Consider the following 23,725-nt stretch of genomic DNA (forward strand, 5'->3'; position numbering starts at 1 on the left):
AGGGGCCTGACGTGGAAAACACTTTCGCCCCGGCGACGGGAGTGCTGAGCAACATCTGGTTGCTCGTGGCGATCCCGCTGGCCAGCGCGGCGATCCTGCTGCTGCTCGGCAAACGGGCCGACAAATGGGGCCATTGGCTCGGCGTCGCCTCGGTGGCCGCCTCGTTCGTCCTCGGGCTGGTCTTCTTCTTCTCGCTGGCCGGCCTGGACGCCGGCAAGCGGTCGGCGGAGCTGAGCCTCTGGGACTTCCTCGTGGTCGGCGATCTGAAGGTCGACTTCGGACTGCTCTTCGACCCGCTGGCCGGCGTCTTCGTGCTGCTGATCACCGGCGTCGGATCATTGATCCACCTGTACGCGGTCGGGTACATGGAACACGACCCCGGCCGCCGCAGGTTCTTCGCCTACTTCAACCTGTTCGTCTCGGCCATGCTGCTGCTGGTCCTGGGCAACAACTACGTGATGCTGTACTTCGGCTGGGAGGGCGTCGGCCTGGCGTCGTACCTGCTGATCTCCTTCTGGTACACCAAGCCGTCGGCGGCCACCGCCGGCAAGAAGGCGTTCCTGATGAACCGGGTCGGCGATGCCGGCCTGGCGATCGGCATCTTCCTGATGTTCACCGAGCTCGGCAGCACCCAGTACGACGACGTCTTCAACGGCGTCGACTCGCTGGCCGCCGGAACCATCCTGATCATGGGGATCCTGCTGCTGCTCGGCGCGTGCGGCAAGTCCGGTCAGTTCCCGCTGCAGGCCTGGCTCCCGGACGCGATGGAGGGCCCGACCCCGGTCTCCGCGCTCATCCACGCGGCGACCATGGTCACCGCCGGCGTCTACCTGATCGCCCGGTCCAACCCGATCTTCTCGGCGAACACCACGCTTCAGCTGATCGTGGTGAGCATCGGCGCGATCACCCTGCTGATGGGCTGTCTCATCGGCGCGGCCAAGGACGACATCAAGCGGATCCTGGCCTGGTCGACGGTCAGCCAGATCGGTTACATGTTCCTCGGCGTCGGGCTCGGCGGCGGGGCGTACGCGCTGGCCATCATCCACCTGCTGGCGCACGGCTTCTTCAAGGCCAACATGTTCCTCGGCGCCGGCTCGGTCATGCACGGGATGCACGACCAGGTCGACATCCGGCGGTTCGGCGCCTTGGCCAAGCACATGAGGATCACCTGGCTGACGTTCATGATGGGCTGGCTCGCGATCATCGGCATCCCGCCGCTGTCCGGCTTCTTCTCGAAGGAGCCGATCATCGCGGCCGCCTTCGAGCGCGAGGTCGTCTGGGAGGCGTGGGTGTTCGGCGGCGCGGCGCTGCTCGGCGCCGGCCTGACCGCTTTCTACATGACCCGGCTGTTCGTGCTGACGTTCCACGGCCCGGCCCGCTGGACCGAGGACAACCAGCACCCGCACGAGTCTCCGGCGATCATGACGATCCCGCTGATTCTGCTGGCGGCCGGTTCGATCGGCGCCGGTTACCTGATGAGCACCACGGTGCCGGACTGGCTGACGCCGGTTCTGCCCGCCGGGGAGGGTGAAGCCCACGGGGTGCTCTCGCACACCGTCATCACCATCCTGTCGCTGCTGGTCACGGTGCTCGGCGCGGGCCTGGCCTGGGCCCTGTTCCGCAAGGGCACGGCGCTCGAGCCGCAGCCGGCCGGCGTGCTGGTCACGGCTGCCCGGCGCAATCTCTACACCGACGCGTTCAACGAGGCGGTGTTCGAGCGGCCCGGCATCTACCTCACCCGGGCCCTCGTCTTCCTCGACAACAAGGGGATCGACGGCGTGGTCAACGGCATCGCGGCCGCGGTGGGCGGCGGATCCGGCCGGCTGCGGCGCCTGCAGACCGGTTTCGTCCGGTCGTACGCCCTGTCGATGCTCACCGGCGCCATGCTCGTGGTCGGCGCCTTCCTCGCGATCCAGCTGGGGTGGTTGGCTTGAGCGACTTTCCGTTCCTTAGCGTCCTGACGCTCCTGCCGCTGGTGGGAGCGGGGGTGGTCGCCTTCATCCCACGGAGCCGGGCCCAGATCGCCAAACTGGTGGCGCTGGTCTGGTCGCTGCTGGTGCTGGGCCTGAGCGTGTTCATGTGGATCTCGTACGAGACCGCCAGCACGGACCGGTTCCAGTTCCACGAGTCGTACGCCTGGATCCCGTCCTGGAACGCCAACTTCACCTTCGCCGCCGACGGCATCGCACTCGTCATGCTGATGCTGATCGCGGTGCTGTTCCCGATCGTGATCCTGGCGTCCTGGCACGACGTCGACCAGAGCACCCGGTCGGCGCCCGCCTACTTCGCGCTGCTGCTGTCCTTCGAGTTCACCATGATCGGGGTGTTCGCCGCGGCGGACATCTTCCTGTTCTACGTGTTCTTCGAGATCATGCTGATCCCGATGTACTTCATCATCGGGTCGTTCGGCAGTGGACAGAAGCAGTACGCGGCGGTCAAGTTCTTCCTGTACAGCCTGGTCGGCGGCCTCTTCATGCTGGCCTCGGTGATCGGGCTGTGGGTGGTCGGCGGGCACACCTTCGACTTCACCGAGCTGGTCAAGGGCACCGCTCAGATCGACCAGAACACCGCGCGGTGGCTGTTCCTCGGCTTCTTCGTGGCGTTCGCGATCAAGGCGCCGTTCTTCCCGTTCCACACCTGGCTGCCGGACTCCGGTGGCGCCGCCCCGGCCGGGGCCGCCGCGCTGCTGGTCGGCGTGATGGACAAGGTCGGCACGTTCGGCATCCTGCGCTACTGCCTCTCGCTGTTCCCGGAGGCCTCGCGCTGGTTCGCCCCGGCCGCCATGGTCCTCGCGGTGATCGGCATCCTCTACGCGGCGCTGCTCGCGGTCGGGCAGAACGATCTGAAGCGCCTGGTGTCGTACACGTCGATCGCGCACTTCGGTTTCATCGGCATCGGCATCTTCGCGTTCACCACCCAGGCGGGCACCGGCGCGGTGCTCTACATGGTCAACCACGGGCTGGCCACCGGCCTGCTGTTCATCGTGGTCGGCATGTTCGTGGCCCGGCGCGGCTCGGCCCTGGTCAGCGACTTCGGCGGGGCCGGGAAGCTGGTCCCGGTGCTGGCCGGTGTGCTGTTCTTCGCCGGTCTGGCCTCGCTGGCGCTGCCCGGCACGGCGCCGTTCGTCAGTGAGTTCCTGGTGCTGATCGGCACGTTCAGCACGAACAAGGGCTTCGCCGTGGTGGCGACGCTCGGCATCGTGCTGGCGGCCGCGTACGTGCTGTGGATGATCCAGCGGACCGTCCAGGGCACGCTCAACCCGGCCCTCACCGAGGTGCCGGCCATGTCGCAGGACATCACGCTGCGGGAGAAGGTGGTCGTCGCCCCGCTGATCGCGTTGCTGCTGGTGTTCGGCTTCTACCCGAAACCGATCACCGACGTGATCAACCCCGCGGTGCAGTTCACGCTGCAGGACGTCGGCGCGAAGGACCCGGTCCCCACGGTGGAGGCCGGCGGAAAGGTGGGCGGCTGACCATGGAACCGTTGAAACTGCCCCCGATCGACTACGGCGCGCTGCTGCCGATGCTGATCCTGTTCGGCGCGGCCTGCCTCGGCATCCTGGCCGAGGTGGTCCTCCCGCGCCGGGCCCGCAACCTGGTTCAGCTCACGCTGGCGCTGCTCGCCGTGGTCGCGGCGCTGGTCGCGGTGATCCTGCAGCGCGGCACCCGGACGATCACCATCGGCGGCGCGGTCGCCGTGGACGGCCCGACCCTGTTCCTGCAGGGCGCGATCCTGGTGCTCGGCGGGGTGTCGCTGCTGCTGATCGGGGAGCGCTCGATCGAGCGGGGCGGCGCGTTCGTCTCGCAGGCCGCGGTCACCGTCGGCTCGCAGAAGGACGTCCAGCAGGCGAGCGGTCAGCCGGGCGCCACCGAGGTGTACCCGCTGACCACCTTCGCGCTCGGCGGCATGCTGCTGTTCGTCGCGGCCAACGACCTGCTCACGATGTTCGTGGCGCTGGAGGTCTTCTCGCTGCCGCTGTACCTGCTGTGCGCGCTCGCCCGCCGCCGGCGGCTGCTCAGCCAGGAGGCCGCGCTCAAGTACTTCCTGCTCGGCTCGTACGCCTCGGCGTTCTTCCTGTTCGGGGTGGCCTTCATCTATGGCTTCTCCGGCGGGATCCAGCTCGACGTGGTGCACGAGGCGGTCGCCAACCCGCAGCGCAGCTCGGTGCTGCTCTACGCCGGCCTCGGCCTGCTCACCATCGGCCTGCTGTTCAAGGCCGCGCTGGCGCCGTTCCACGTCTGGACGCCGGACGTCTACCAGGGCGCGCCCACACCGGTCACCGCGTTCATGGCGGCCTGCACCAAGGTCGCCGCGTTCGGGGCGCTGCTGCGGGTGCTGTACGTGGCGTTCGAGGGAGTGCGCTGGGACTTCCAGCCGATCCTCGGGGTCATCGCGGTGCTCACCATGTTCGTCGGCGCGGTCCTGGCGGTCACCCAGACCGACCTGAAGCGCCTGCTGGCGTACTCCTCCATCGCGAACGCGGGCTACCTCCTGGTGGGTGTGCTCGCGCTCAACGAGGAGGGCTTGAGCAGCACGATGTTCTACCTGGTGGCGTACGGGTTCTCGGTGCTCGCCGCGTTCGCCGTGATCAGCCTGGTGCGCGACGCCGACGGCGAGGCCACCCACCTGTCCCGGTGGGCCGGCATCGGCCGGAAGAGCCCACTGCTGGCCACGGTCTTCACCTTCATCCTGCTCGCCTTCGCCGGTATCCCGCTGACCAGCGGCTTCATGAGCAAGTTCGCGGTCTTCGGAGCGGCGATCGAGGGCGGGCAGACCTGGCTCGTCATCTTCGGGGTGATCACCAGCATGCTGCTGGCCTTCCCGTACCTGCGGGTCGTGGTGCTGATGTGGCTGTCCGAACCGGGCGAGACGACCCCGGCCGTCTCCATCCCGGGGTACCTCACCTCGGCGGTGCTCGGCCTCGGGGTGCTCGTCACCCTGGCGCTCGGCGTCGCCCCGGACCCGCTGCTCGATCTCACCCGGGACGCGGCCCAGTTCGTCCGCTGACGACCGCAGACGATCACTCAGGAGCCCCGGCCGCGCGCCGGGGCTCCTGCCTTTCCGCGTGTTGATTTCGGCCGTTATACGCGCCGCAACTCCACACGCGGGGGCGCCTCGGTGGGCCGTACCACCGCTGTCGGATTTTTGATCTTGTCGCGCGCCACCCTGGGACAGAAACCGTCACACCGGTATGGCAAGGTGAATGTGTGGTGAGCACCGGTGACATGACTGCGGGTGATTCCGCCAAACGCGAGCTGGCGCTGTCATCGCTGGGCCTCGACGTCGATCCCTTGCTGGACGAGTCGGTGTCGGCGACGTTGGCCGCTGTGGAGACTGCGTTGCGCGTCCATGTCTCCAGCGCCGACCCGCTGGTGGCGGAGGCCGCGCGCCATCTCGCCGACGCGGGCGGCAAGCGGACCCGGCCGTTGCTGGTCGCGCTGGGGGCCCAGTTCGGAGACCCGACCTCGACCAAGATCGTCGATGCGGCCAACGTGGTGGAGCTGACCCACCTGGCGACGCTCTATCACGACGACGTCATGGACGAGGCCGCCGTGCGGCGCGGCGCTCCCAGCGCCAACGCGCGGTGGGGCAACTCGGTGGCCATCCTGGTCGGTGACTATCTCTTCGCCCAGGCCGCCGATCTGGCCGCCACGCTCGGCACCGAGGCGGTGCACCTGCAGGCGCAGACGTTCGCGCGGCTGGTGCACGGGCAGATCGCCGAGACGGTCGGGCCGCGCGGCGCCGACCCGATCGAGCACCACCTGCACGTCATCACGGAGAAGACGGCCTCCCTGTTCGCCACCTCGGCCCGCTTCGGCGGCCTGTTCTCCGGCGCCCGGCCGGAGATCGTGGAGGCGCTCGCGGGTTACGGCGAGACCATCGGCATCGTCTTCCAGCTCTCCGACGACCTGCTCGACATCGCCAGCGAGTCGGTGCAGTCGGGCAAGACGCCCGGCACCGACCTGCGGGAGGGCATCCCCACCCTGCCGATGCTCTACGCGCTGGCCGGCGACGACACCGACGCGTCCGCGGTCCGGCTGCGGGAGCTGCTGTCGGCCGGTCCGCTCACCGACGACGCGCTGCACGCCGAGGCGCTGACGCTGCTGCGCGAGTCGGCGGCGATGAAACGGGCCCGGGAGACCGTCCGTGGCTATGCGGAGGATGCCCGGGCACGGCTGGCGCCACTGCCGGACGGGCCGGCCAAGCGGGCCATGGAGTCACTCTGTGACTTCATCGCCGACCGGACCGGCTGACTCCACTCCGCCCTCCGACCGCCACCGCGCGCCCACAGTGGACGCCGGTGGCGGTTTCGTATGTCGGCTCCCCTCTCCGGACCTCGGAACCGCCAGGAAGACGGATATCGAAACAGGGTCCGGCATGTTAACGCGAACTCATCGACGCTGCTGATGTCCGTGCTGGTCAGGGCCGTGGCGCGGAATTGTTCAAAGGTTTGCGTATTCAGCTTTTCGTGACCTTGCCTGATGCGGACAGTTCTATCGATCACACGCGCTGTGCAAATCGACCGTGATCCACACGTGTTTGGCATTCCGTCGACGCACGTTTCTTCATATGGTGTAAGTCCCTGGGCCTCGGAGGTAGCTGTGCGTGACCCCCTAGCGGAGCCGTCAGATCTCATCCGGAGCGTGTCGCGTGCCCTGCGCGTGCTGGAGTCGGTAGGGCGGGCCCCGCGTGGACTCACCGTCAAACAGATCGCGCGACGGTGCGAACTGACCGTCGCCACGACGTATCACCTGGTGCGCACTCTGGCGTACGAGGGCTATGTGATCCGCCGCGAGGACGGCACCTACATCGTCGGGCTCGAGATTGCCGATCGATATCGCGAACTCGTCTCCGCGTTCCGTGGGCCGCCCGCGGTCGGTGAGGCGCTGCGGCGCGCCGCCGTCGACAGTGGATACAGCCACTACCTGGGCCGTTTCGTCGGCGGGCGGATAGCGGTCACCGCATCCGCCGAAGGCGCCCGGTCCCCGTTCATGGACGACGTGGCGCCCGGCTTCGACGAGGGCGGCCATGCCACCGCGCTCGGCAAGGCGCTGCTCGCCACCCTCACACCCGACCAGCGGTCCCGTTACCTGCGCGACTACGGGATGCGGGCGTTCACCCCCGCCACCCTGACCACGCCCGAAGCCCTCGAAGCCGACCTGGCCGCCGGTGAGCGGCGCGGCATGCAGATCGAGATGGGGCAGTTCCGGCAGGGCCTGGCGTCCGCCGCCGTCGTCGTGGTCGCCGACCGGGACATGGAACGCCGGCTCGTCCTCGCCTGCTCGATGCCCGCCGCGGAGATGCTGACCTCGGCACGGGTGGTGCGGGCGAAACTCACCGCCGCCGCCCGGAACGTGGCCGAGGCCCTCTCCGGCGGCGAGTCCGCCACCGCCTGACCGGCGGTCGCTCTCCGGATTCGGGCCGCCACGGCGTGAGGTGGAGGTTTAAGGGTTCGTTGAACCTTCGCGCCCGATGCCGCGTACCTCCAACCGGGAAGGTCGACCCGGTGGGAGGCGGTAGGGATGCGATGCGAGGACGGGCACGACGACGCCGCCTACGTCCTCGGCGCGCTGTCGCCGATCGAACGGGCCGCGTACGAACGTCACCTGGCGACCTGCTCCTTCTGCCGGGAGGCGGTGGCCGACCTGGCGCAGATCCCGCACATGCTGGACCGGCTCGACACCGGCGAGTTCGAGAAACTGCTCGACCCGTCCTATACCCCCGCGCCGCCGTCCCGGCCCTCGTCCGCGAAGCGGGTGCGGGCCTTGCCGATCCGGGTGCTCAGCACGGCGCTCGCGGCGGTTCTGGTGCTCGTGATCGGCGGTGGGATCGTCGCCTGGGGACTCGGCCAGGAGAGCCCGGCCACGCCGCCGCCCGGGCCCGCCGTCGCCATGACAGCGGTCGAAGCCGGATCACCGATCGCCGCCACGGTCCGGATCACCAGCACCGAGGCCGGCAGCCGGGTCGAGATGCACTGCGAATACAGCAGTACGGCCAAGCCGTACACGTTCCGGCTCATCGCGTACGGGCCCGACGAGAAGACCGATCAGCTCGGCTCCTGGCTGGCGCAGCCCGGCGCGGAGTTCACCATGCCGGCCGCCACGTACCTCACCCAGGGCAACCTGACCCGGCTGGAACTCGTCCGGTACGACGGCAAGGTCATGCTCGTCCACCAGCTGTAATACTCAGTTCGCGGGCAGCATGTCGGTGGCTGCCGCCGCCCGGACCCGGGCCGTCGCACGGGCGCTGCGGATCCCGTCCACGGTGAAGACCACCAGCGCGATCCAGACCAGGCCGAAACCGGCGATCCGGGCCGGCGGCATCGGCTCGTGGTACAGCAGCACACCACAGGCCAGCTGGATGATCGGTGCGATGTACTGCAGCACGCCCAGACCGACCAGCGGCACCCGGTTGGCCGCGCCGGCGAACAACAGCAGCGGCGTCGCGGTCAGCACACCCGCGAACACCATCAGGACCGTGTGCGTCACCGACACCTGCCCGAACTCCGCGCCGCCGGACAGCGTCAACCAGGTCAGGAACACCAGCGCGGGCAGGGTCAGCACGGCCGACTCGACGAACAGGCCCTCGGCCGGCGGCAGCGACATCCGCTTCTTGATCAGGCTGTAGCAGCCGAACGAGGCGGCCAGAACGAGTGCGACGTACGGCAGATGGCCGTAGTCGACGGCCAGGATCGCCACCGCCAGCGTGCCGATCCCGACCGCCGCCCACTGCAGGCCCCGCAGGCGCTCCCGCAGCACCGTCACGCCCAGCAGAACCACGACCAGCGGGGTGATGAAGTAGCCGAGAGCGGTCTCCACCACCCGGGACGAGTTCACCGCGTAGATGTACGTCCCCCAGTTCACCGCGATCAGCACCGCGGCCACGGTGATCCCGGCGAGCCGGCGGCGGTCACGCAGCAGCGGCCCCAGGAACCGCCAGTTGCGCATCACGCTCAGCAGCAGAGCGACGAAGACGACCGACCAGACCACCCGGTGCGCCAGGATCTCCAGGGGCGGGGACGGCTTGAGCAGCTTGAAGTAGATCGGGAAGAAACCCCACATGGTGTACGCAGCAAGGCCGTACAGATATCCACGCCGCTCGTCGCTCATCCCCCCACGGTAAGGGCGGGGGGAATGAGCGGTCCTTGCATATGAACCAGGTCACGAGGCCAATCCGCTGGTCGCGGCCCCTGTCGGCGGGGTCAGGCCGTCGCCTGGTGGATCAGTCGTCGCCGTCCGGAACCAGCGCGTTGAGCAGCCAGCTCACCACGCCGACGAGCAGCGCGCCGAGCACGGCGGCCAGGACGCCGTCCACATGGAAGCCGAGGTCGAGTTTCCCGGCGATCCAGCTGGTGAGGAGCAGCAGCAGACCGTTGACCAGGATCGCCACCAGGCCGAGGGTCAGCACGTAGAGGCCACAGCCGATGGTTTTGATGATCGGCCGCAGGACCGCGTTGACCAGCCCGAAGATCACCGCGACGGCGAGCAGCGTGACGATCTCGCCGCCGGTGGTGGCGGCGTTCAGTTCGATGCCGTCGATCACCAGCGTCGCGATCCACAGCGATACGGCGGTGATCACCAGCCGGATGAGGATTCCCATGGCACGCGATCGTGCCACGGCCTGTCCACCAGCGGGTACGACACTCCGCGATCTTCCTGAGATCTATGCCGGGCTTAAGAATCCCGCCGTTCACCGGCGGCGCTTAGGGCTCTTGCTCTGCCTCGGCCGTCCACCGGCCGCGCTGGGCTCTTGCTTTGCCTCCGCTGCTCACCGGCCGCGCTGGGGCTCGCCGATCAGGCTCTGCTCGATCGGGGTCTGTGACCACACCGCCCAGCGGACCGCCCGCCGGTTGATCACCGCGACCATGTCGGTGCGCATCCGCGGGAAATACGTCGCCGTCTCGCCCAGGCCGAGCGTGTTGCCGAGCAGGGTGGCCTCCTCGGGACGCAGCCGCTGCAGCACCACCACGTCGGCCTCGGAGGCGTGCGAGACGTCGGCCGGGCCGAAGTCGTCCCGCACCACGAGAGTGGTCTGCCAGCCGGCGTCCCGCTCCTCCGGGCCGACCGGCGTGGTGCCGGTGTCGAGGATCGTCAGAACCGGGTGCCGCACCGAACCGGCGGGCGCGTCGAGCGGCCGGCCGGGTGGCAGCACCGTGATCGACTCGCCGGGGACGGCCGCGCCGCGGACGAACGGCTCCCACGCCTGTGGCCGGGTCGTGCGGACCAGCACCCGCGCCCCGACCGCCATCGACCGGAACGCCACCATCTGCGCCCCCTGGAGGCCGCCGACGAGCATCGCCCGGGTCGGCTCCGGCCGGAACAACCGGAGCAGCACCGCCCCGCCACCCTGGTTGCGGCCGATCATCAGCCCGGACGGGCTGATCGGCAGCGCGGGGACGCTGAACGCCGGGCCGTCCTCGCCGGCGCCGCCCAGGGGCAGCGTCGCCGCGAGACCTGGCAGATGCGCGCCGTCCCACCGGCGGACCCGGACCCGGTCGGCGGAGAGCAGGCCGCGCAGGGCCCGGGCCGCCGACTCGAGCGCGGTCGCGTCCTCGGCGGCGAGGCGGACGAAGAGAGCGGTCGGCGACATCGACACCGTGGTCGCGGCCGCCGGCAGGTGCAGGATGCGGGTCACCAGGTGGGCCGGCAGCTCGGTCCCGGCCGCCGGCTGGCACCGGAACGTCGCCTGCACCAGGCCGCCGAGACGCACCCCGGACCAGCTCTCCCGGCACGCGGCGGCGGCGCCGGTCTCGTCCGAGTTGGCCAGGTCGGCGATCGCCCGCAGGGCCGCGACCTCGCCCAGCGGACGCACCTGGGCCGCGCCGAGCCGGCGGGTCAGCCGGCGGGTCATCCCGGCGAGACTGCGGCGCAGCTCCTCCTCCGACCAGCCGCCGGCGCGGGCGACCCGCAGGGCGAGCACGGCACGGAGGTGACCGAGGGAACTGCCCTCGACAAGGGTGCGATAGGAGCCCTGGGCCCGGCTGGCGCCGGCCTGCGAGGACGGGGCGGACACGGCGCTCAGCACCAGCTGCGCGCGGACCCGTGGCTGGTCTCCACCGGGTGTCTGGTCGCGCCCGGTGGCCTGCATCAGCGCCGCGAACGACGGGATCGTGGCGGATTCGTCGGCCGGATCGCCCAGCTCGACCAGCACGGTGAGGCCCGCGTCGTCGGCGAGCGCCACGGCCGGGCCGCCCGGCAGGTCCAGCGTCGTCGCACGGACCCGGGGCGCCGCATAGGCGAGCAGCGCGGCGGGACTGTCGACGGAGGCCGCCCGCCGCCGGGCGGAGAACCGGGCCACGGCGCCGAGCCACTGGAACGCCCACCGGCCCCGCAGGCGCAGCCAGGTCAGCGCGAGCACGGCGACCGCGGCGGCCACGGCCGGGATCATCGCGATCCCGCCGGCGACCAGGCCGGTCAGCAGCAGCACGGCCGCGACCTGGGTGGCGACGATCTGCTCGGCCCGGACGCCGAGTAGGCGGCCGGTCCGGCGGGGCCGGACCAGGGAGTCGGCCATGGGGACCGCGACTTCGGTGCTCACGACCCTGCCCTTCGGTTGCCCGGCGATCAATTCACGGTGATGCGCGGCCCATCGTAGGACAGCGGGCGGCCGCGCTGGGGGTTGTCCACAGGGGGGCGGTGGGACTGCGGGCTTGTCCACAGGTTGGGGGCGGGGGCAGACGCGGCTCGCGCCGGGCGGCTAACGTCGTGGCCTATGCCGATCGAGAACGGGCAGTGCGCCTGATCACGACCGGCTAGCCTAGTGGCCCATGTCGATGCGACACGGGTCCATGTCGATCCTTAACGAGAGGGGTGATGTCCATGTCGCAGCCCACTGAAGCTCAATCCGCCATGATGGCGAGCACGGCCGCGAGGTTCGATGAGGTCAACGGCAGTCTGCAGAGCATGCTGAGCACGTTGATGTCCGAGCTGTCGATGCTCAGCGGCGCATGGAAGGGCATGGGCGCCAAGGCGTTCGAGGAGGTCAAGCAGCAGTACGCGGCCGACCTCAAGAGCCTGAACGACGCGCTGTCCGAAACCGCCGAGGGGATCCGCACGTCCGGCGTCAGCTACGACGCCTCCGACAGCGAGGCCGGATCCCGAATCGCCAAGACCGGCGGCACCTTCACCCTTCCGCTCTGACTTCTCGGAGGATCCTCATGAACGACGGTGTTCTGCTCGTCAATTTCGCCGCGCTCGGCCAGGCCGGCGCCGACATCGAGAGGGCGCTGCAGAAGATGCGCGCCGACCTCGACGAGCTCAAGGCCAAGGGCGGTGAGCTGACCGCGACCTGGTCCGGTGCGGCCAAGGACTCTTACCAGGAGCGCCAGGACAAGTGGACCAAGGCGTCCGCCGACCTGGAGGCCATCCTGCGTCAGATCCAGGGCGCGGTCGTGGACTCCCAGGAGGACTACGCCAACACCGAGCGTGCGGCGGCCCAGCGGTTCGCGTGAGCCCCCACGGGTCGCCCATTCGCGTAATGGCCACACCGTCCCCCGCGGCTACCATCGGTTATTGGATGATCGCTCCAAGTGATCGGTGCATGCCCGCGGGGCTCCGGTGATCTTGCGTTGAGCGTGTCGGCAGCGCTTCCCGGCTGTCAGCACGCCGCCGCCCATTGTGATTGTGGCCTGACCTTGTAGGTTATACGCGTTGAGTTGGCTCGTTGACACGCGTGGGGAGAGGTGGACGTGTCCGAGTGGGAACCGGCTACGGACGCCGAGGTTGCGATGCGCGACGCGTTGCGCACCGACGACCAGGAGTCCTACTTCCGCATTCTCGCCGGTGTCGACCTTCTGTTACCGGTCTCCGCTGACGTGCTCGCCGGCCTCGCGCCGATGGGCTGGGGCACCTGGAGCACCGGCGGTCGCACCCACGTGCTGGCGTTCACCTCGAACGCCGCACTGCGAGCCTGTCTCGCTGACTACACGGGCTCGGCGCGCCGTGTTCCGTACTCCGAACTCGCCAACACCTGGCCCAACCTCGAATGGTGGCTCGCGGTCAACCCGGGCCTGCCGATCGAGGGATACCTGCCGGCCTGGTTCGTCGCCCAGCTCGCCCGTGGCGATCTGCGACTGCCCACCCGGGGGCCCGGCCGCGAGGCGCACGGCACCTCGAAGATCCAGGAACTCGGCGCGGCTGCTCTGGCGGCGAGCCGGTCCGGCAGCGAGGGCACGGTAGGCGGGCCGACGTACGACCCGGCGCCGGCCGCCGCGGCCACCGGCCCGGTGTCGCCCGCGTCTCCCGGTGCCGCCCCGCCGCCTCTCGGGGTTGTCCCGCCGGTGGCTCCGGCGGTGGCGCCGATTCCGCCGGTCGGCGCGACCGCGCCGTCGATGGGTTCCCCTGCCGAGCCGGAGGGCTTCGCCCCGGCCCGGCCCGGTGGCCAGACTCCGATCGGGCCGGGTGGGCTGCCGATCCGGACACCGAGCGGCACGACGCCGAGCGGGCTCCCGGTGCGGAGTCCGGGAGCCTCGACCACGCCTGCTCCGTACCAGCCGCCGGCTGTCCCGCCGGGTGCGCCCTCTCCGGGTCTCGCTCCGCCTTCCGCCGTCCCGGCGTCAGGTGTTCCGGCGTCCATCCCGGCCTCGGGTGTTCCGGCGTCCGGGATCCCTGCTTCCGGGGCGCCCGTTTCCGGCTTTCCCGCGCCTGGCGTTCCCGGACCTGGTTTTCCTGGACCCGGCGTTCCTGGCCACGCGTCGGCGTTCCCCGCCTCGGGGATCCCTGCCTCCGGTGTCCCGGCCTCGGGCATTCCCGCCTCCGGTATTCCCGCGTCGGGGATCCCGGCCTCCGGAGCCCCGGCCTCCGGCGCTTCGGCGTCCGGCCGGGGTGCCACCGGAACCGGGATGGCGACTCCCGGGTGGGACAAGCCCGGGATGCCGTTCCGGCCGGAGGAGGACCCGCGCGGGCCCCTGCAGGACCTGAAGGCGCCCCTGCCCGTCCGGACCCCGATGGCGAACACGCCTCCGGTGCCCGAGCACGTCGCGCCGTACGACCCGGCCGAGGCCGCGGTCGACTCGCAGTGGGCGGTGAACCAGAGGGCCGAGCAGGCCCGGACCGCTCCGGCGAGCGCGCCGCCGATGGCCACCCCGTCCTCTGGCGTGGCGCCGACCAGCGCGTTCCCCGCCAGCGCCCCGCCGAGCAATCAGTTCTCGGCCGGCACCCTGCCCGGAAGTTCGCTTCCGGCCGGCGCGCCGCCCGGTAATCAGGTCTCGGCTGGTGCCCCGTCCGGGAGTCCACTTCCGGCCAGCGCTCCGCCCGGGAACCCGCTGCCGCCCAATGCGCCACTCGGCGGTCCGATGCCGGCCAGCGTTCCGCCGGCGGGTTCCGCTTCGGGAGGTGCGCTGCCGCGGCGGCAGCCCGGTCAGTCGACCGGTGGCGGCCCGATGACCAGTATGGCTGGTTTTGTCCCGGTGGGCTCGAAGGGCGGCAACACGCCTCCGCCGCCCGGCCCGGCCGTCCGGCCGGCTTCGCCCGCGCCGACTGGACCGGGTACTCCGCCCGGCTTCGGTCCGCAGCCCGGTCAGGGCCCGGGCGTATCCTCCGGACCCGGCTCGCAGTCCGGCCGAGGACCGGGCGTCTCGTCCGCGTTCGGCCCGCACGCCAGTCAGGACCCGGGCGCAAGCCCCGGTTTCGGTTCGCCGTCCGGTCAAGGGACGGGTTCGCCGTCGGGTCAGGGGCCGGGATTCGGATCGGCGGCGGCTTCCGGGCAGGATCCGCGGTCCGGTGCCGCGCCGACCGGCCAACCGGCTCCCTCCGCACCGTCGGGTGGCCCCGGTGGCGCTCTGCCGCGCCGTCAGGTCACCCCGCCCTCCGAGCGCCCCGCCTCGATGGCCGCCGCCGCCCAGGCTCTGGGCGCCAACCGTGCACCGGCAACCGACCCCACCGCCCCCGCGTGGGAGCGGGCCGCCCCACCCGCCGGCGACCGCCCCGGTCAGGCACCCAGCGGCGACCGGCCGGGTCCGGCGCCTGCCGCTCACCGGCCGGGTCCGGCGCCTGCCGCTGACCGCCCGGGTCAGCCGCCTGCCGCCGATCGGTTCGGCCCGTCCGGCCCGGCCCCGTCGATCGCCCCGCGCGTGGATCCCGATGAACACCCCGCGGCCACCACGCGAACGAACCTGCTCCCGCCGGTGATCCCGGGCGCGCCGGGAGCCAGCCGGCCGGTTTCCGCCTACCCGTCGGGTCCTGGCTACGGTTCCGCCGTGCCGGCCACCCCGCAGGCCTACAGCCCACCGGTCCCGCCCGTGGGAGGGGGCTACGGACTTCCCCCGCAGGGCAGCCCGGCCTCCGCCTACGCCACCCAGGCGTACGGGAGCCCGGCTTTCGCGACGCAGGCGCTGCCCGTCGCCCCCAGCAGCGGGTACACCCCGCCCGGCGCGAGCAACATGGGTGTCTCCGGTTCGGCGACCGGTTCCCGCGGCACGCCGGCGGTGGATTTCGTGCCGGCCAACGACGTCGAGCGGGAGTTGCAGGACGCGGCGGACGCGGGCGACACCGACGTCTTCCTGTCGACGTTGCTGCTGGCGAAGGTGCTGGTGCCGGTCGCGAGTCACTCCCGGCCGGGCAGCGCGCCGGGCGAGTCCGGTTTCGCGTTCCTGCCGGAGGAGGTGGACGGGGAGCGTTTCCTGATCGTCTTCACCAGCAAGGACCGGCTTTCGGAGCACTTCGGGGAGCCGACCCGGACGGTCGGGGTGCGGTTCTACGAGCTGATCCGGAACTGGCCGGATCCGGCCTGGTCGTTCGCGGTGAACCCGGGTACGCCGGTCGGCGCGAAGTACCCGGGCGCGCAGATAATCGCGCTGGCGAACTGGGCGACCGAGGCCGGTCTGGGCGCGGAGCCCGTCGACGGGCCGGTGGCGGAGCCGCAGCCGGCGCCGGTGCCTGCTCCGGAGCCGGCCAGTGACGAGGCGCAGCAGGCCACCGTCATGCAGAAGACGATCTCGGCCGAGCAGGTCGACTACTACCTGGACCGGGGGTACGACCGGGTCGCCGGTTTCGTGCACCGGGCTTCCGAGGTGGAGCACCTGCGCACGCCGGGCGAGTTGTTCTCCGCTCTCGGGCTGTTCTACGAGGCGTCGCCGTTCCAGCCGGACGCGAAGGAGGCGTTCGTGCTGCGCTGGCCGGCGTACCGGCCGAGTCTGTACCGGATCCCCTACGGCGGGCAGAACGAGCAGGCGCTCCGCGCCATGGACGGCTGGGTGATCGAGCGCCCGCCGTTCCGGGGCAACGGGTTCGCGCCGGGCGAGGGCCGGGACGTGATCGCCGAGTTCAAGGTGGACAGCGTCCGGCTGCCGCACGGCGCGCAGCTCTGGAGCATCGACGCGGACGGCACCGAGCGGATGATGGCGATCTTCGACGCGGACGGCCCGTTGTGGCGCCGGGTGGGTGAGTAGTGATGCGTGACGGCTACGTGGTCACCTGGCAGGGCCGGGAGTACGACGCGGCACCGGACGGTGACCGGGCGCGGATCTATTCCGGCTCGCCGGAGGACGGTTTCGAGGAGATCAAGCCGGGGCGGTACGTCCGGGTGCTGGAGCCGGACGAGTTCGACGAGATGTCGTACGTGCGGACCCTGTGCACCTGGCGCGGCGAGCCGTTCGTGGTTCTCGCCGAGGCCGATGCGTGGCTGCGCCTGGAGTACACGGGCGGTCGTGCCCCGGTCGCCCGCCAGCTGGGTCTGGAGGAGTTCGACTACGGCGTCTATCAGGGCTGGGCGCCGGCCAACGAGGTCCGCGACCGGTACGAGCACCGGGTCTGATCAGCGCGCTCACCCCGTACCACCGAAAGCTTGTGAAAGGGCTCCCCGCCAGAGGCAGGGAGCCCTTCGCCCGATCCGGAGCCGGTGACCGAGGAGGAGAGAAAGGGGAATGGCCACCGGGGGGATGTCGGGACGGGGAACGGCGTGACCGCGACGACGATGACGTTAGGTGAGAACCGGCCCGAAGTTGATCTTTTAAAGGAACGTTTAAGCAAGCGGTAAGGACCCGCTCAGGACGGGGTCTTGAGCCAGCGCAGGATCTCGCCGGTCACCACGTCGGGCGTCTCCTGGTGCAGGAAGTGGCCGGCCTCCGGGATGAGCCGCCACTCGTAGGGGGCGGTCACGTAACGTCCGGAGCCCTGCGCGGTCCGCGGCAGCACCGCGGTGTCCAGCTCGCCGTGCAGCTGCAGGGTCGGCACGCTCGACGGCCGCTGCATCAGTTTGACGAACCGGTAACCCTGCAGGCGCAGCGCGCTGCGGGCCACCCATCGGTACGCCTCGAGGGCGCAGAACGACGCCTGCGGGATCCGCATCGCCTCCCGGCAGCGGGCCGCGTAGTCCGCGAACTCCGGCGAGGCCGCCCATCGTGGACTGCTCCACTTCGCCATCAGCTCACCGACCAGGGCGGCGTCGTCACGGGTCAGCACGTGCTCGAACCGGGGCACCTGGAACCGCACCACGGTGGCCGACGCGGCGAGCTGGCCGCGCGGATCGGCGAAGACCGCGGCCCGCAGCCGCAGCGGGTGTGCGGCGCCGAGAACCACGAGCCGGTTGACCAGTTTCGGATGGAACGAGGCGGCCGCCCAGCCGATCATGCCGCCGGCTCCGGCCCCCACCACGGTCGCCGACCGCTCGCCGAGGGCCCGGATCAGGCCGGTCACGTCGGCGGCCATGGTGTAACCGTCGTAGCCGCGCGGGGGTTTGTCGCTCGCGCCGTAACCGCGCAGGTCGATGGCGGCGGCACGGAAACCGGCGTCCGCGACCCGGGTCATGATGTCGTGCCAGGCCCACCAGAACTCCGGGAAGCCGTGCAGGAACAGGACGAGCGGCCCGGTGCCGACCTCAGCGACGTGGAACCGGCTGCCGTTGGCGCCGACGAACCGGTGCCTCCACGGGCCCTCCGTCAGCACGCACGACTCGTCCACCTGACCGCCCATGTCGTCAGCCTATGTCCCGCTGTCACGCCCGATGCCGGGCAGTGGCGAAATGGGGCCGCACTGTGATCATCAGATCTGTTCCGCATCGGTCATCGCCATCAACGAGCCGGGACCGCAATAGATCCGCACCATGGTCGGTTCCAGCAGGACCCGTACCCGCGATCCCTGCTTCAACTCGATGCCGCCGGTGGAGTAGAGCGCGTATCGCTCGCCGTCGTCGGCGATCAGGCCGTAGCACGGGCCGCTGCCGCCGATCGTCACCATGCCGGCCACCCATCCGGTGCTCGGGGCCTGGTCACCGGGTTCGCGTGGCGGAGTGGCCGACGGGCTGGCGCTGGGGGATGGCGCGACGCTTCCGGCTTGATTCCCACATCCGGTCAGGGCGACCCCCACTGCCAGGGCCAGACCTATCTTGTACGGGGTACGCGTACGCATGAAAGCCATGATGCTGGGACGAACCGCCGCGGGTCCCGGTTCCGTGCGCGGGAGGCCCGCACACGGAACCGGTGACCGGTCAGTCCTCCGGCTTGGCCGTCTTCAGGCCGGACGAGATCAGGTCCATCACCGTCGAGTCCTGCAGCGTCGTCACGTCACCGAGGGACCGGTTCTCCGCGACATCCCGGAGCAGCCGCCGCATGATCTTGCCGGACCGGGTCTTCGGCAGCTCGGCGACCAGCATGATCTGCCGCGGCTTGGCGATCGGGCCGAGGGTCTTGGCCACGTGGTTCCGCAGGTCCTTGATCAGCTGCTCGCCCGCGTCGCCCTCGGTGTCCACATTGCCGCGCGGGATGGTGAACGCCACGATCGCCTGCCCGGTCGTCGGGTCGGTCGCGCCGACCACTGCCGCCTCGGCCACCGACGGGTGCGATACCAGCGCCGATTCCACCTCGGTCGTCGAGATGTTGTGCCCGGACACCAGCATGACGTCGTCGACCCGGCCGAGCAGCCAGAGCGCGCCGTCCTCGTCCTTCTTCGCGCCGTCGCCGGCGAAGTAGAAGCCCTCGAACCGCGACCAGTACGTGTCGATGAAGCGCTTGTCGTCACCCCAGATGCCGCGCAGCATCGACGGCCACGGCTCGGTCAGCACCAGGAAGCCGCCACCGCCGTTCGGCACCGACTGGGCCTGGTCGTCGATCACGTCGGCGCCGATGCCGGGCAGCGCGGTCATCGCCGAGCCCGGCTTCGTCTCGGTCACCCCGGGCAGCGGGGAGATCATGATCGAGCCGGTCTCGGTCTGCCACCAGGTGTCCACGATCGGGGTGCGCTCCCGGCCGACATGCTGCCGGTACCAGATCCACGCCTCCGGGTTGATCGGCTCGCCCACGCTGCCGAGGACCCGCAGCGACGACAGGTCGTACTTGGCGGGGATGTCGTCGCCCCACTTCATCATGGTGCGGATCAGCGTCGGGGCGGTGTACAGGATGGACACCTTGTACTTGTCGACGATCTGCCAGAACCGGCCGCGGTCGGGAGTGTCCGGGGTGCCCTCGTACATCACCTGGGTCGCGCCGTTGGAGAGCGGCCCGTAGACGATGTAGGAGTGCCCGGTCACCCAGCCGATGTCGGCGGTGCACCAGTAGACGTCGGTCTCCGGCTTGAGGTCGAAGACCGCGTGGTGGGTGTACGAGGTCTGGGTCAGGTAACCGCCGGTGGTGTGCAGGATGCCCTTGGGCTTACCGGTGGTGCCCGAGGTGTAGAGGATGAACAGCGGGTGCTCGGCGTCGAACGCCGGCGCGGCGTGCGAAGGGTCGGCCTGCTCGACGGTCTCGTGCCACCACTTGTCCTTGTCGGTCCAGGCGACCTCCTGGCCGGTCCGCCGGACCACCAGCACGTGCTCGATGCGCCCGGTCCGCGCCACCGCCTCGTCCACGGTGGGCTTGAGCGCCGACGGCTTGCCCCGGCGGTACCCGCCGTCGGCGGTGATGACGACCTTGGCGTCCGCGTCGTCGATCCGGGTGGCCAGCGCGTCCACCGAGAACCCGCCGAACACGACGCTGTGCGTGGCCCCGATCCGGGCGCAGGCGAGCATCGCCACCGCCGCCTCCGGGATCATCGGCATGTAGATCATCACGCGGTCGCCCGCGGTGACGCCCAGGTCGGTCAGCGTGTTCGCCGCCTGGCTGACCAGCTTCAGCAGGTCGGAGTACGTGACGGCACGGGTGTCGCCGGGCTCGCCCTCCCAGTGGATGGCGACCTTGTCCCCGTTGCCGGCCTCGACGTGCCGGTCCACGCAGTTGTAGGCGATGTTCAGCTCGCCGCCGACGAACCACTTCGCGAACGGCGGGTTCGACCAGTCCAGGACCTGGTCCCACGGCTTGGCCCAGGTCAGGCGTTCGGCCTGCTTCGCCCAGAAGGCCAGCCGATCGGCGGCGGCCTCCTCGTAGGCGTCAGCCTTCACATTGGCGTTCGCCGCCAGATCGGCGGGCGGCGGGAACCTCCGCGTCTCCGAGGACAGATTCTCCAAGGTCTCACTCATGAGGGCGGCTCCTCTGCCGTGACCGGGGTCTCTTCGTTTGCACACTAGTTGCGCCGGTGTGCCCGGCGAAGGTTTGCGCGTCACCTCGCGCCCGATGGCGTCGTGCGCGCGCCGACCGGCCGATTGATGATCGGTACTGCGCGAATCTTGCCAGTTCCAAGCTCATTTGTGCACCCCGTGTTTCCGCTGTTTTACCGTCGGCGGCGTTCACTACCGTGGTCACGTGGATCCACTAGCCCCGTTGCTCGACCTCGCCGAGGTCGCGCCCGCCTTCGCGGCCGCCCGAGAGTCCGTCGACGCCGCCCACCGGCACCGAGCCCTGCGCCGGCACGGCGGCCAGGTCGCCGCCGAGGCCAGCCTCCGCGCCGCGGTCGCCAGCGCGGCCCTCGAGGGCAGCCGGTACGACATCGAGGAGGTCCGCGGCGGCACCGTCACCGATCCCGTCGTGCAGGGCGCCCTGCGGGTCGCCGAGTCCCTCCCCGGCCTGGTCGACCTGTGGGGCCGCGCGCCCCGCCAGGTCCTCGCCAAACTGCACGTCCTGGCCGCCCGCGGCGTCGTCCACGACCACGACCTGGGCCGGCTCACCTCCGCCGCGGAACGGATCGACGCGCTGGCCGGACTGGTCGCCGGCAACGAGACCACCCCGCCGATGCTGCTCGCCGCCGTCGTGCACGCCGAGCTGATCACCCTGCGGCCGTTCGCCGGGCCGGCCGGGGTGGTGGCCCGCGCCGCGGCCCGCCTCACCCTGATCGGCCGCGGCTTCGACCCGCGCGGCCTAGTCGCCGTCGAGGTCGGGCACCTGGAGCGGGAACCCGAGTACACCGGGTCGGCCGGCGCCTACGCCACCGGAACCCCCGATGGCGTCCGGTCCTGGCTGCGGCACTACGCCGCGGCGATCACGGTCGGCGCCGGTGAAATCACCACCATCGGCGACGGTGTGCTCGCGGCGGCCTGACGCCTGCATACTTCAGGGCGTGGGTTCGTATTGGGTTCGCCCGTACACTCCGGGCACCGGACGCTGGATAGTGATCGGCTGGGAAGCCGCCGCGCTCGCCCTCCTCACCTGGGCCTCGATCCGTCAGTTCGATCTGATCGGGCACGGGGTCCGCGCGGTGGCCTGCGTGCTCGCCGCGGTCTGGGTGCTGGGCGCCTGGCGGATCATCGAGCACGGGGTCTACGTCAGCACCGAGGGCGTGCTGATCCGCGGCCTGGTCCGGTCCCGGCGGATGCGCTGGCCCGAGGTGGCCGGCGTGCACCTGCACCAGCGGATCCACAAGGTGGGGTGCTGGGAGCTCCAGAAGGACATGACCGTCCTGATCGAGCGGCACGACGGTGCGACGGTGAACACCGAGCTGTGGGCCCAGGGCGTCGACTTCCACGCCCGGCCGAAACTCTTCCGTGCCGTCTACCAGGAGATCCGCGACCGGCACCGGGCGGCGCACTTCCGCTGAACAGGAAAAGAGCCGGCGTCCCACTCGGGGGCGCCGGCTGTGCGCGTCCGGACCGGGTTATCAAGCGTGCACCTGGGTCGTTGTCGACGGTCCAGAACCCCGGAGGGCTGAGGTCCCGTCGCAACGTGCCTGCCGTGGCTGATCGCGCGTGGGTTCCCGGTGGCCGTGCACGGTGCCCGATTCAACGGGCCCGCGAGTTCTTTCTACGCCGCCCGCCGGCATGATCGCCAGGTTTCACGAAGAATGAGGACCCGAAAGGACAATGCTCAGACATTGTCAGGCGACAGCGGCGCGGGCCCGGCGGTGCCGGCCATAGAGAGCGACGCCGATGGCCACCCCGACACCCACGCTCAGGGCCGCGGCGACGGGCACGGCAGGGCGATCCCGGAGGCGCTTTCCGAGGGGTACGGGGTGACGGAACTCGAGGACCGGCCAGGACCGCAGCGCCGCTACCCGCCGTAGTGCCCGATCCGGGTTGACGGCACTCGGGTGGCCCACGGACTCCAACAGCGGAAGGTCACTGCTGGAGTCCGAGTACGCGTAACACTCGGTGAGGTCGTAGCCCCGCTCCTCGGCCAGCCGGCGCACCCCGACCACCTTGGCCGGGCCCGCCGAGTAGAACTCCACAGCCCCGCTGTAACGCCCGTCGACGATCGCCATCCGGGTCGCGATGACATCGGTGATGCCGAGCAGCGCGCCGATCGGGCGGACCATCTCGTCACCGGACGCCGAGACCAGCACCACGTCCCGCCCCGCCGCCTGGTGCTCGGCGATCAGCGCGGCTGCTTCCGCGTACACATAGGGGTTGATCAGATCGTTCAGCGTCTCGGCGACGATCTGCTGCACCTGCTCGACCCGCCAGCCCTTGCACAGGGCGGCCATGTAGTCGCGGGTGCGTGCCATCGACTGCTCGTCGGTGCCGCCGCCGAGGCGGAACATCAACTGGGCATAGGCGGTCTTCACCACGTCACGGCGGCTGATCAGGCCATCACGATAGAACGGCCGTCCGAAGGCCAGCGCACTGGACTTGGCGATGACGGTCTTGTCGAGGTCGAAAAAGGCGGCGCTCAGGCCCACGGGCCGAAAGTGTAGCCGCAACACCCCAGCAACGACTGCCCCGCCACCGGGACGCGCCCGCCCGTGACGCACGGTGAAAACGGTCAGACCGGCCGGACCGTCCCACGTGGCGATATTCGGTACTCGACGGGGACACTCACTCTGAGGCAAACTTGTGTTTGCTACCGGCTTAGTGACTACTCAGTGCGCTGAGTAATGACAGTTTCGATCGATTTCCGGTGATTGCGCCCCCCGCGATCGCCGGGCGATTCGGCTCGACCCCCCCGGAGCCGAATCCAAGGACGGCCCCCGTCTCCCCCGACGGGGGTCGTTCCCTTTCTCAGGCGCCGGTCGCCTGGGACGCCTCCGACGCGCTGTCGGACTCGATCAGGCCGAAGAAGTCGGAGAGGCCGGTCACCGTCAGGACCCGGCGGAACGTGTCGCTCGGATTGATCACCCGGAAGTCGGCGCCGTGGGCGGTGGCCGTGCGGTAGCCCTCGATCAGCGCGCCCAGACCGGTCGAGTCGATGAAGGCGGCGTCGGCCAGATCGACCAGGAGCAGCGGCGGCGACCAGTCGGTCACGGCGTCGTGCAGGCCCTGGGCCACCTCGTCGGAGTTCGAGAAGTCGATCTCGCCGAACACGGTGACGATCACCGTGCCGTCGTCGGCGAGTGTCGTCCTGATCGAAGTCTCCATGCATGGCTCCAACGGTCCGTATGAGCCATCAAACATACCCAACCCCCGGCGGGACCAACCCGGCGCGTAGCAGAACGGCCCCCGCCCGGGCGCCTCGTCCACAGACGGCGGTGGTCCACAGCGGGGCGTGGCCCTG

20 protein-coding genes and 1 pseudogene are annotated in these 23,725 nt (G+C 70.5%); 13 read left to right on the plus strand and 8 right to left on the minus strand.

Features of this window, described 5'->3' with window-relative positions:
• The first annotated feature begins 11 nt into the window (after positions 1-11).
• The 6 genes from nuoL to ACZ3II_RS35370 all read left to right on the plus strand — a co-directional run bounded on the left by nuoL (position 12) and on the right by ACZ3II_RS35370 (position 8,183).
• Positions 12-1,934 carry an NADH-quinone oxidoreductase subunit L gene (gene nuoL / locus ACZ3II_RS35345; RefSeq protein WP_465523600.1) on the plus strand — a complete coding sequence of 641 codons (1,923 nt, stop codon included), beginning with the start codon at positions 12-14 and terminating at the stop codon, positions 1,932-1,934.
• On the plus strand, positions 1,931-3,472 hold the full coding sequence (locus ACZ3II_RS35350) for an NADH-quinone oxidoreductase subunit M (RefSeq protein ID WP_465523602.1): 1,542 nt from the start codon (positions 1,931-1,933) through the stop codon (positions 3,470-3,472). The genes nuoL and ACZ3II_RS35350 overlap by 4 nt, the downstream gene beginning before the upstream one ends.
• 2 nt (positions 3,473-3,474) lie before the next feature.
• Positions 3,475-5,007 carry an NADH-quinone oxidoreductase subunit NuoN gene (gene nuoN, locus ACZ3II_RS35355; protein ID WP_465523604.1) on the plus strand — a complete coding sequence of 511 codons (1,533 nt, stop codon included), beginning with the start codon at positions 3,475-3,477 and terminating at the stop codon, positions 5,005-5,007.
• A 218-nt stretch (positions 5,008-5,225) separates the two neighbouring features.
• The gene (locus ACZ3II_RS35360) at positions 5,226-6,254 is read left to right on the plus strand and encodes a polyprenyl synthetase family protein (RefSeq protein WP_465523928.1); all 1,029 of its coding nucleotides are present in this window, start codon (positions 5,226-5,228) and stop codon (positions 6,252-6,254) included.
• A gap of 348 nt (positions 6,255-6,602) precedes the next feature.
• Positions 6,603-7,397 carry an IclR family transcriptional regulator gene (locus ACZ3II_RS35365; protein ID WP_043522768.1) on the plus strand — a complete coding sequence of 265 codons (795 nt, stop codon included), beginning with the start codon at positions 6,603-6,605 and terminating at the stop codon, positions 7,395-7,397.
• A 126-nt stretch (positions 7,398-7,523) separates the two neighbouring features.
• Positions 7,524-8,183 (plus strand): anti-sigma factor family protein, encoded by a 660-nt coding sequence (locus tag ACZ3II_RS35370; protein ID WP_465523606.1) that lies wholly within the window; start codon positions 7,524-7,526, stop codon positions 8,181-8,183.
• Positions 8,184-8,186: 3 nt separating this feature from the next.
• On the opposite strand, the gene rarD is transcribed toward ACZ3II_RS35370, so the two are convergent.
• The 3 genes from rarD to ACZ3II_RS35385 form a co-directional block, all read right to left on the minus strand.
• Positions 8,187-9,110: an EamA family transporter RarD gene (gene rarD, locus ACZ3II_RS35375; protein ID WP_465523608.1), complete on the minus strand. Its 924-nt coding sequence runs from the start codon at positions 9,108-9,110 to the stop codon at positions 8,187-8,189.
• Positions 9,111-9,222: 112 nt separating this feature from the next.
• Positions 9,223-9,600, minus strand: a complete 378-nt coding sequence (locus tag ACZ3II_RS35380) for a phage holin family protein (protein WP_465523610.1) — start codon at positions 9,598-9,600, stop codon at positions 9,223-9,225.
• Positions 9,601-9,768: 168 nt separating this feature from the next.
• Positions 9,769-11,538 carry a type VII secretion protein EccE gene (locus ACZ3II_RS35385; RefSeq protein ID WP_465523612.1) on the minus strand — a complete coding sequence of 590 codons (1,770 nt, stop codon included), beginning with the start codon at positions 11,536-11,538 and terminating at the stop codon, positions 9,769-9,771.
• Positions 11,539-11,813: 275 nt separating this feature from the next.
• Here ACZ3II_RS35385 and ACZ3II_RS35390 point away from each other — a divergent pair, with 275 nt between their 5' ends.
• From ACZ3II_RS35390 to ACZ3II_RS35410, 5 genes and pseudogenes are all read left to right on the plus strand, one after another.
• On the plus strand, positions 11,814-12,140 hold the full coding sequence (locus ACZ3II_RS35390; protein ID WP_465523614.1) for a WXG100 family type VII secretion target: 327 nt from the start codon (positions 11,814-11,816) through the stop codon (positions 12,138-12,140).
• 17 nt (positions 12,141-12,157) lie between these two features.
• Positions 12,158-12,451 (plus strand): WXG100 family type VII secretion target, encoded by a 294-nt coding sequence (locus ACZ3II_RS35395; RefSeq protein ID WP_465523616.1) that lies wholly within the window; start codon positions 12,158-12,160, stop codon positions 12,449-12,451.
• A gap of 237 nt (positions 12,452-12,688) precedes the next feature.
• Positions 12,689-13,088, plus strand: a pseudogene (locus ACZ3II_RS35400) (SseB family protein); the annotation flags it as partial.
• Between the two features lie 2,108 nt (positions 13,089-15,196).
• Positions 15,197-16,387, plus strand: a complete 1,191-nt coding sequence (locus tag ACZ3II_RS35405) for an SseB family protein (protein WP_465523930.1) — start codon at positions 15,197-15,199, stop codon at positions 16,385-16,387.
• Positions 16,387-16,752, plus strand: a complete 366-nt coding sequence (locus tag ACZ3II_RS35410; protein ID WP_465523618.1) for a hypothetical protein — start codon at positions 16,387-16,389, stop codon at positions 16,750-16,752. The genes ACZ3II_RS35405 and ACZ3II_RS35410 overlap by 1 nt, the downstream gene beginning before the upstream one ends.
• A gap of 230 nt (positions 16,753-16,982) precedes the next feature.
• Here ACZ3II_RS35410 and ACZ3II_RS35415 read toward each other — a convergent pair whose 3' ends face one another.
• From ACZ3II_RS35415 to acs, 3 genes are all read right to left on the minus strand, one after another.
• On the minus strand, positions 16,983-17,909 hold the full coding sequence (locus ACZ3II_RS35415) for an alpha/beta fold hydrolase (RefSeq protein WP_465523620.1): 927 nt from the start codon (positions 17,907-17,909) through the stop codon (positions 16,983-16,985).
• 69 nt (positions 17,910-17,978) lie between these two features.
• Positions 17,979-18,344, minus strand: a complete 366-nt coding sequence (locus ACZ3II_RS35420) for a hypothetical protein (protein ID WP_465523622.1) — start codon at positions 18,342-18,344, stop codon at positions 17,979-17,981.
• Positions 18,345-18,423: 79 nt separating this feature from the next.
• Complete coding sequence (gene acs / locus ACZ3II_RS35425; protein WP_465523624.1) at positions 18,424-20,385, minus strand: acetate--CoA ligase; 1,962 nt, start codon at positions 20,383-20,385, stop codon at positions 18,424-18,426.
• Positions 20,386-20,608: 223 nt separating this feature from the next.
• On the opposite strand from acs, the gene ACZ3II_RS35430 reads away from it, so the two are divergent.
• Together ACZ3II_RS35430 and ACZ3II_RS35435 are read left to right on the plus strand one after the other, a co-directional pair.
• Positions 20,609-21,340 (plus strand): Fic family protein, encoded by a 732-nt coding sequence (locus ACZ3II_RS35430; RefSeq protein WP_465523626.1) that lies wholly within the window; start codon positions 20,609-20,611, stop codon positions 21,338-21,340.
• Between the two features lie 19 nt (positions 21,341-21,359).
• Positions 21,360-21,836 (plus strand): PH domain-containing protein, encoded by a 477-nt coding sequence (locus ACZ3II_RS35435; RefSeq protein ID WP_465523628.1) that lies wholly within the window; start codon positions 21,360-21,362, stop codon positions 21,834-21,836.
• Between the two features lie 276 nt (positions 21,837-22,112).
• On the opposite strand, the gene ACZ3II_RS35440 is transcribed toward ACZ3II_RS35435, so the two are convergent.
• Both ACZ3II_RS35440 and ACZ3II_RS35445 read right to left on the minus strand, forming a co-directional pair.
• Positions 22,113-22,913, minus strand: coding sequence for an HAD family hydrolase (locus ACZ3II_RS35440; RefSeq protein ID WP_465523630.1), 801 nt, complete (start codon positions 22,911-22,913; stop codon positions 22,113-22,115).
• Positions 22,914-23,232: 319 nt separating this feature from the next.
• Positions 23,233-23,589 (minus strand): STAS domain-containing protein, encoded by a 357-nt coding sequence (locus ACZ3II_RS35445; RefSeq protein WP_465523632.1) that lies wholly within the window; start codon positions 23,587-23,589, stop codon positions 23,233-23,235.
• Positions 23,590-23,725 lie beyond the last annotated feature (136 nt).

The sequence above is a fragment of the Actinoplanes sp. NPDC019969 genome (genome assembly GCF_055562375.1).

Bases quoted from the DNA above. Each gene is read 5' to 3' on its own strand.
- ACZ3II_RS35380 (WP_465523610.1), bottom strand. From the start codon at position 9,600: ATGGGAATCCTCATCCGGCTGGTGATCACCGCCGTATCGCTGTGGATC.
- ACZ3II_RS35445 (WP_465523632.1), bottom strand. From the start codon at position 23,589: ATGGAGACTTCGATCAGGACGACACTCGCCGACGACGGCACGGTGATC.
- nuoN (WP_465523604.1), top strand. From the start codon at position 3,475: ATGGAACCGTTGAAACTGCCCCCGATCGACTACGGCGCGCTGCTGCCG.
- ACZ3II_RS35415 (WP_465523620.1), bottom strand. From the start codon at position 17,909: ATGGGCGGTCAGGTGGACGAGTCGTGCGTGCTGACGGAGGGCCCGTGG.
- acs (WP_465523624.1), bottom strand. From the start codon at position 20,385: ATGAGTGAGACCTTGGAGAATCTGTCCTCGGAGACGCGGAGGTTCCCG.
- ACZ3II_RS35370 (WP_465523606.1), top strand. From the start codon at position 7,524: ATGCGATGCGAGGACGGGCACGACGACGCCGCCTACGTCCTCGGCGCG.
- ACZ3II_RS35390 (WP_465523614.1), top strand. From the start codon at position 11,814: ATGTCCATGTCGCAGCCCACTGAAGCTCAATCCGCCATGATGGCGAGC.
- ACZ3II_RS35360 (WP_465523928.1), top strand. From the start codon at position 5,226: ATGACTGCGGGTGATTCCGCCAAACGCGAGCTGGCGCTGTCATCGCTG.
- ACZ3II_RS35420 (WP_465523622.1), bottom strand. From the start codon at position 18,344: ATGCGTACGCGTACCCCGTACAAGATAGGTCTGGCCCTGGCAGTGGGG.
- ACZ3II_RS35395 (WP_465523616.1), top strand. From the start codon at position 12,158: ATGAACGACGGTGTTCTGCTCGTCAATTTCGCCGCGCTCGGCCAGGCC.
- rarD (WP_465523608.1), bottom strand. From the start codon at position 9,110: ATGAGCGACGAGCGGCGTGGATATCTGTACGGCCTTGCTGCGTACACC.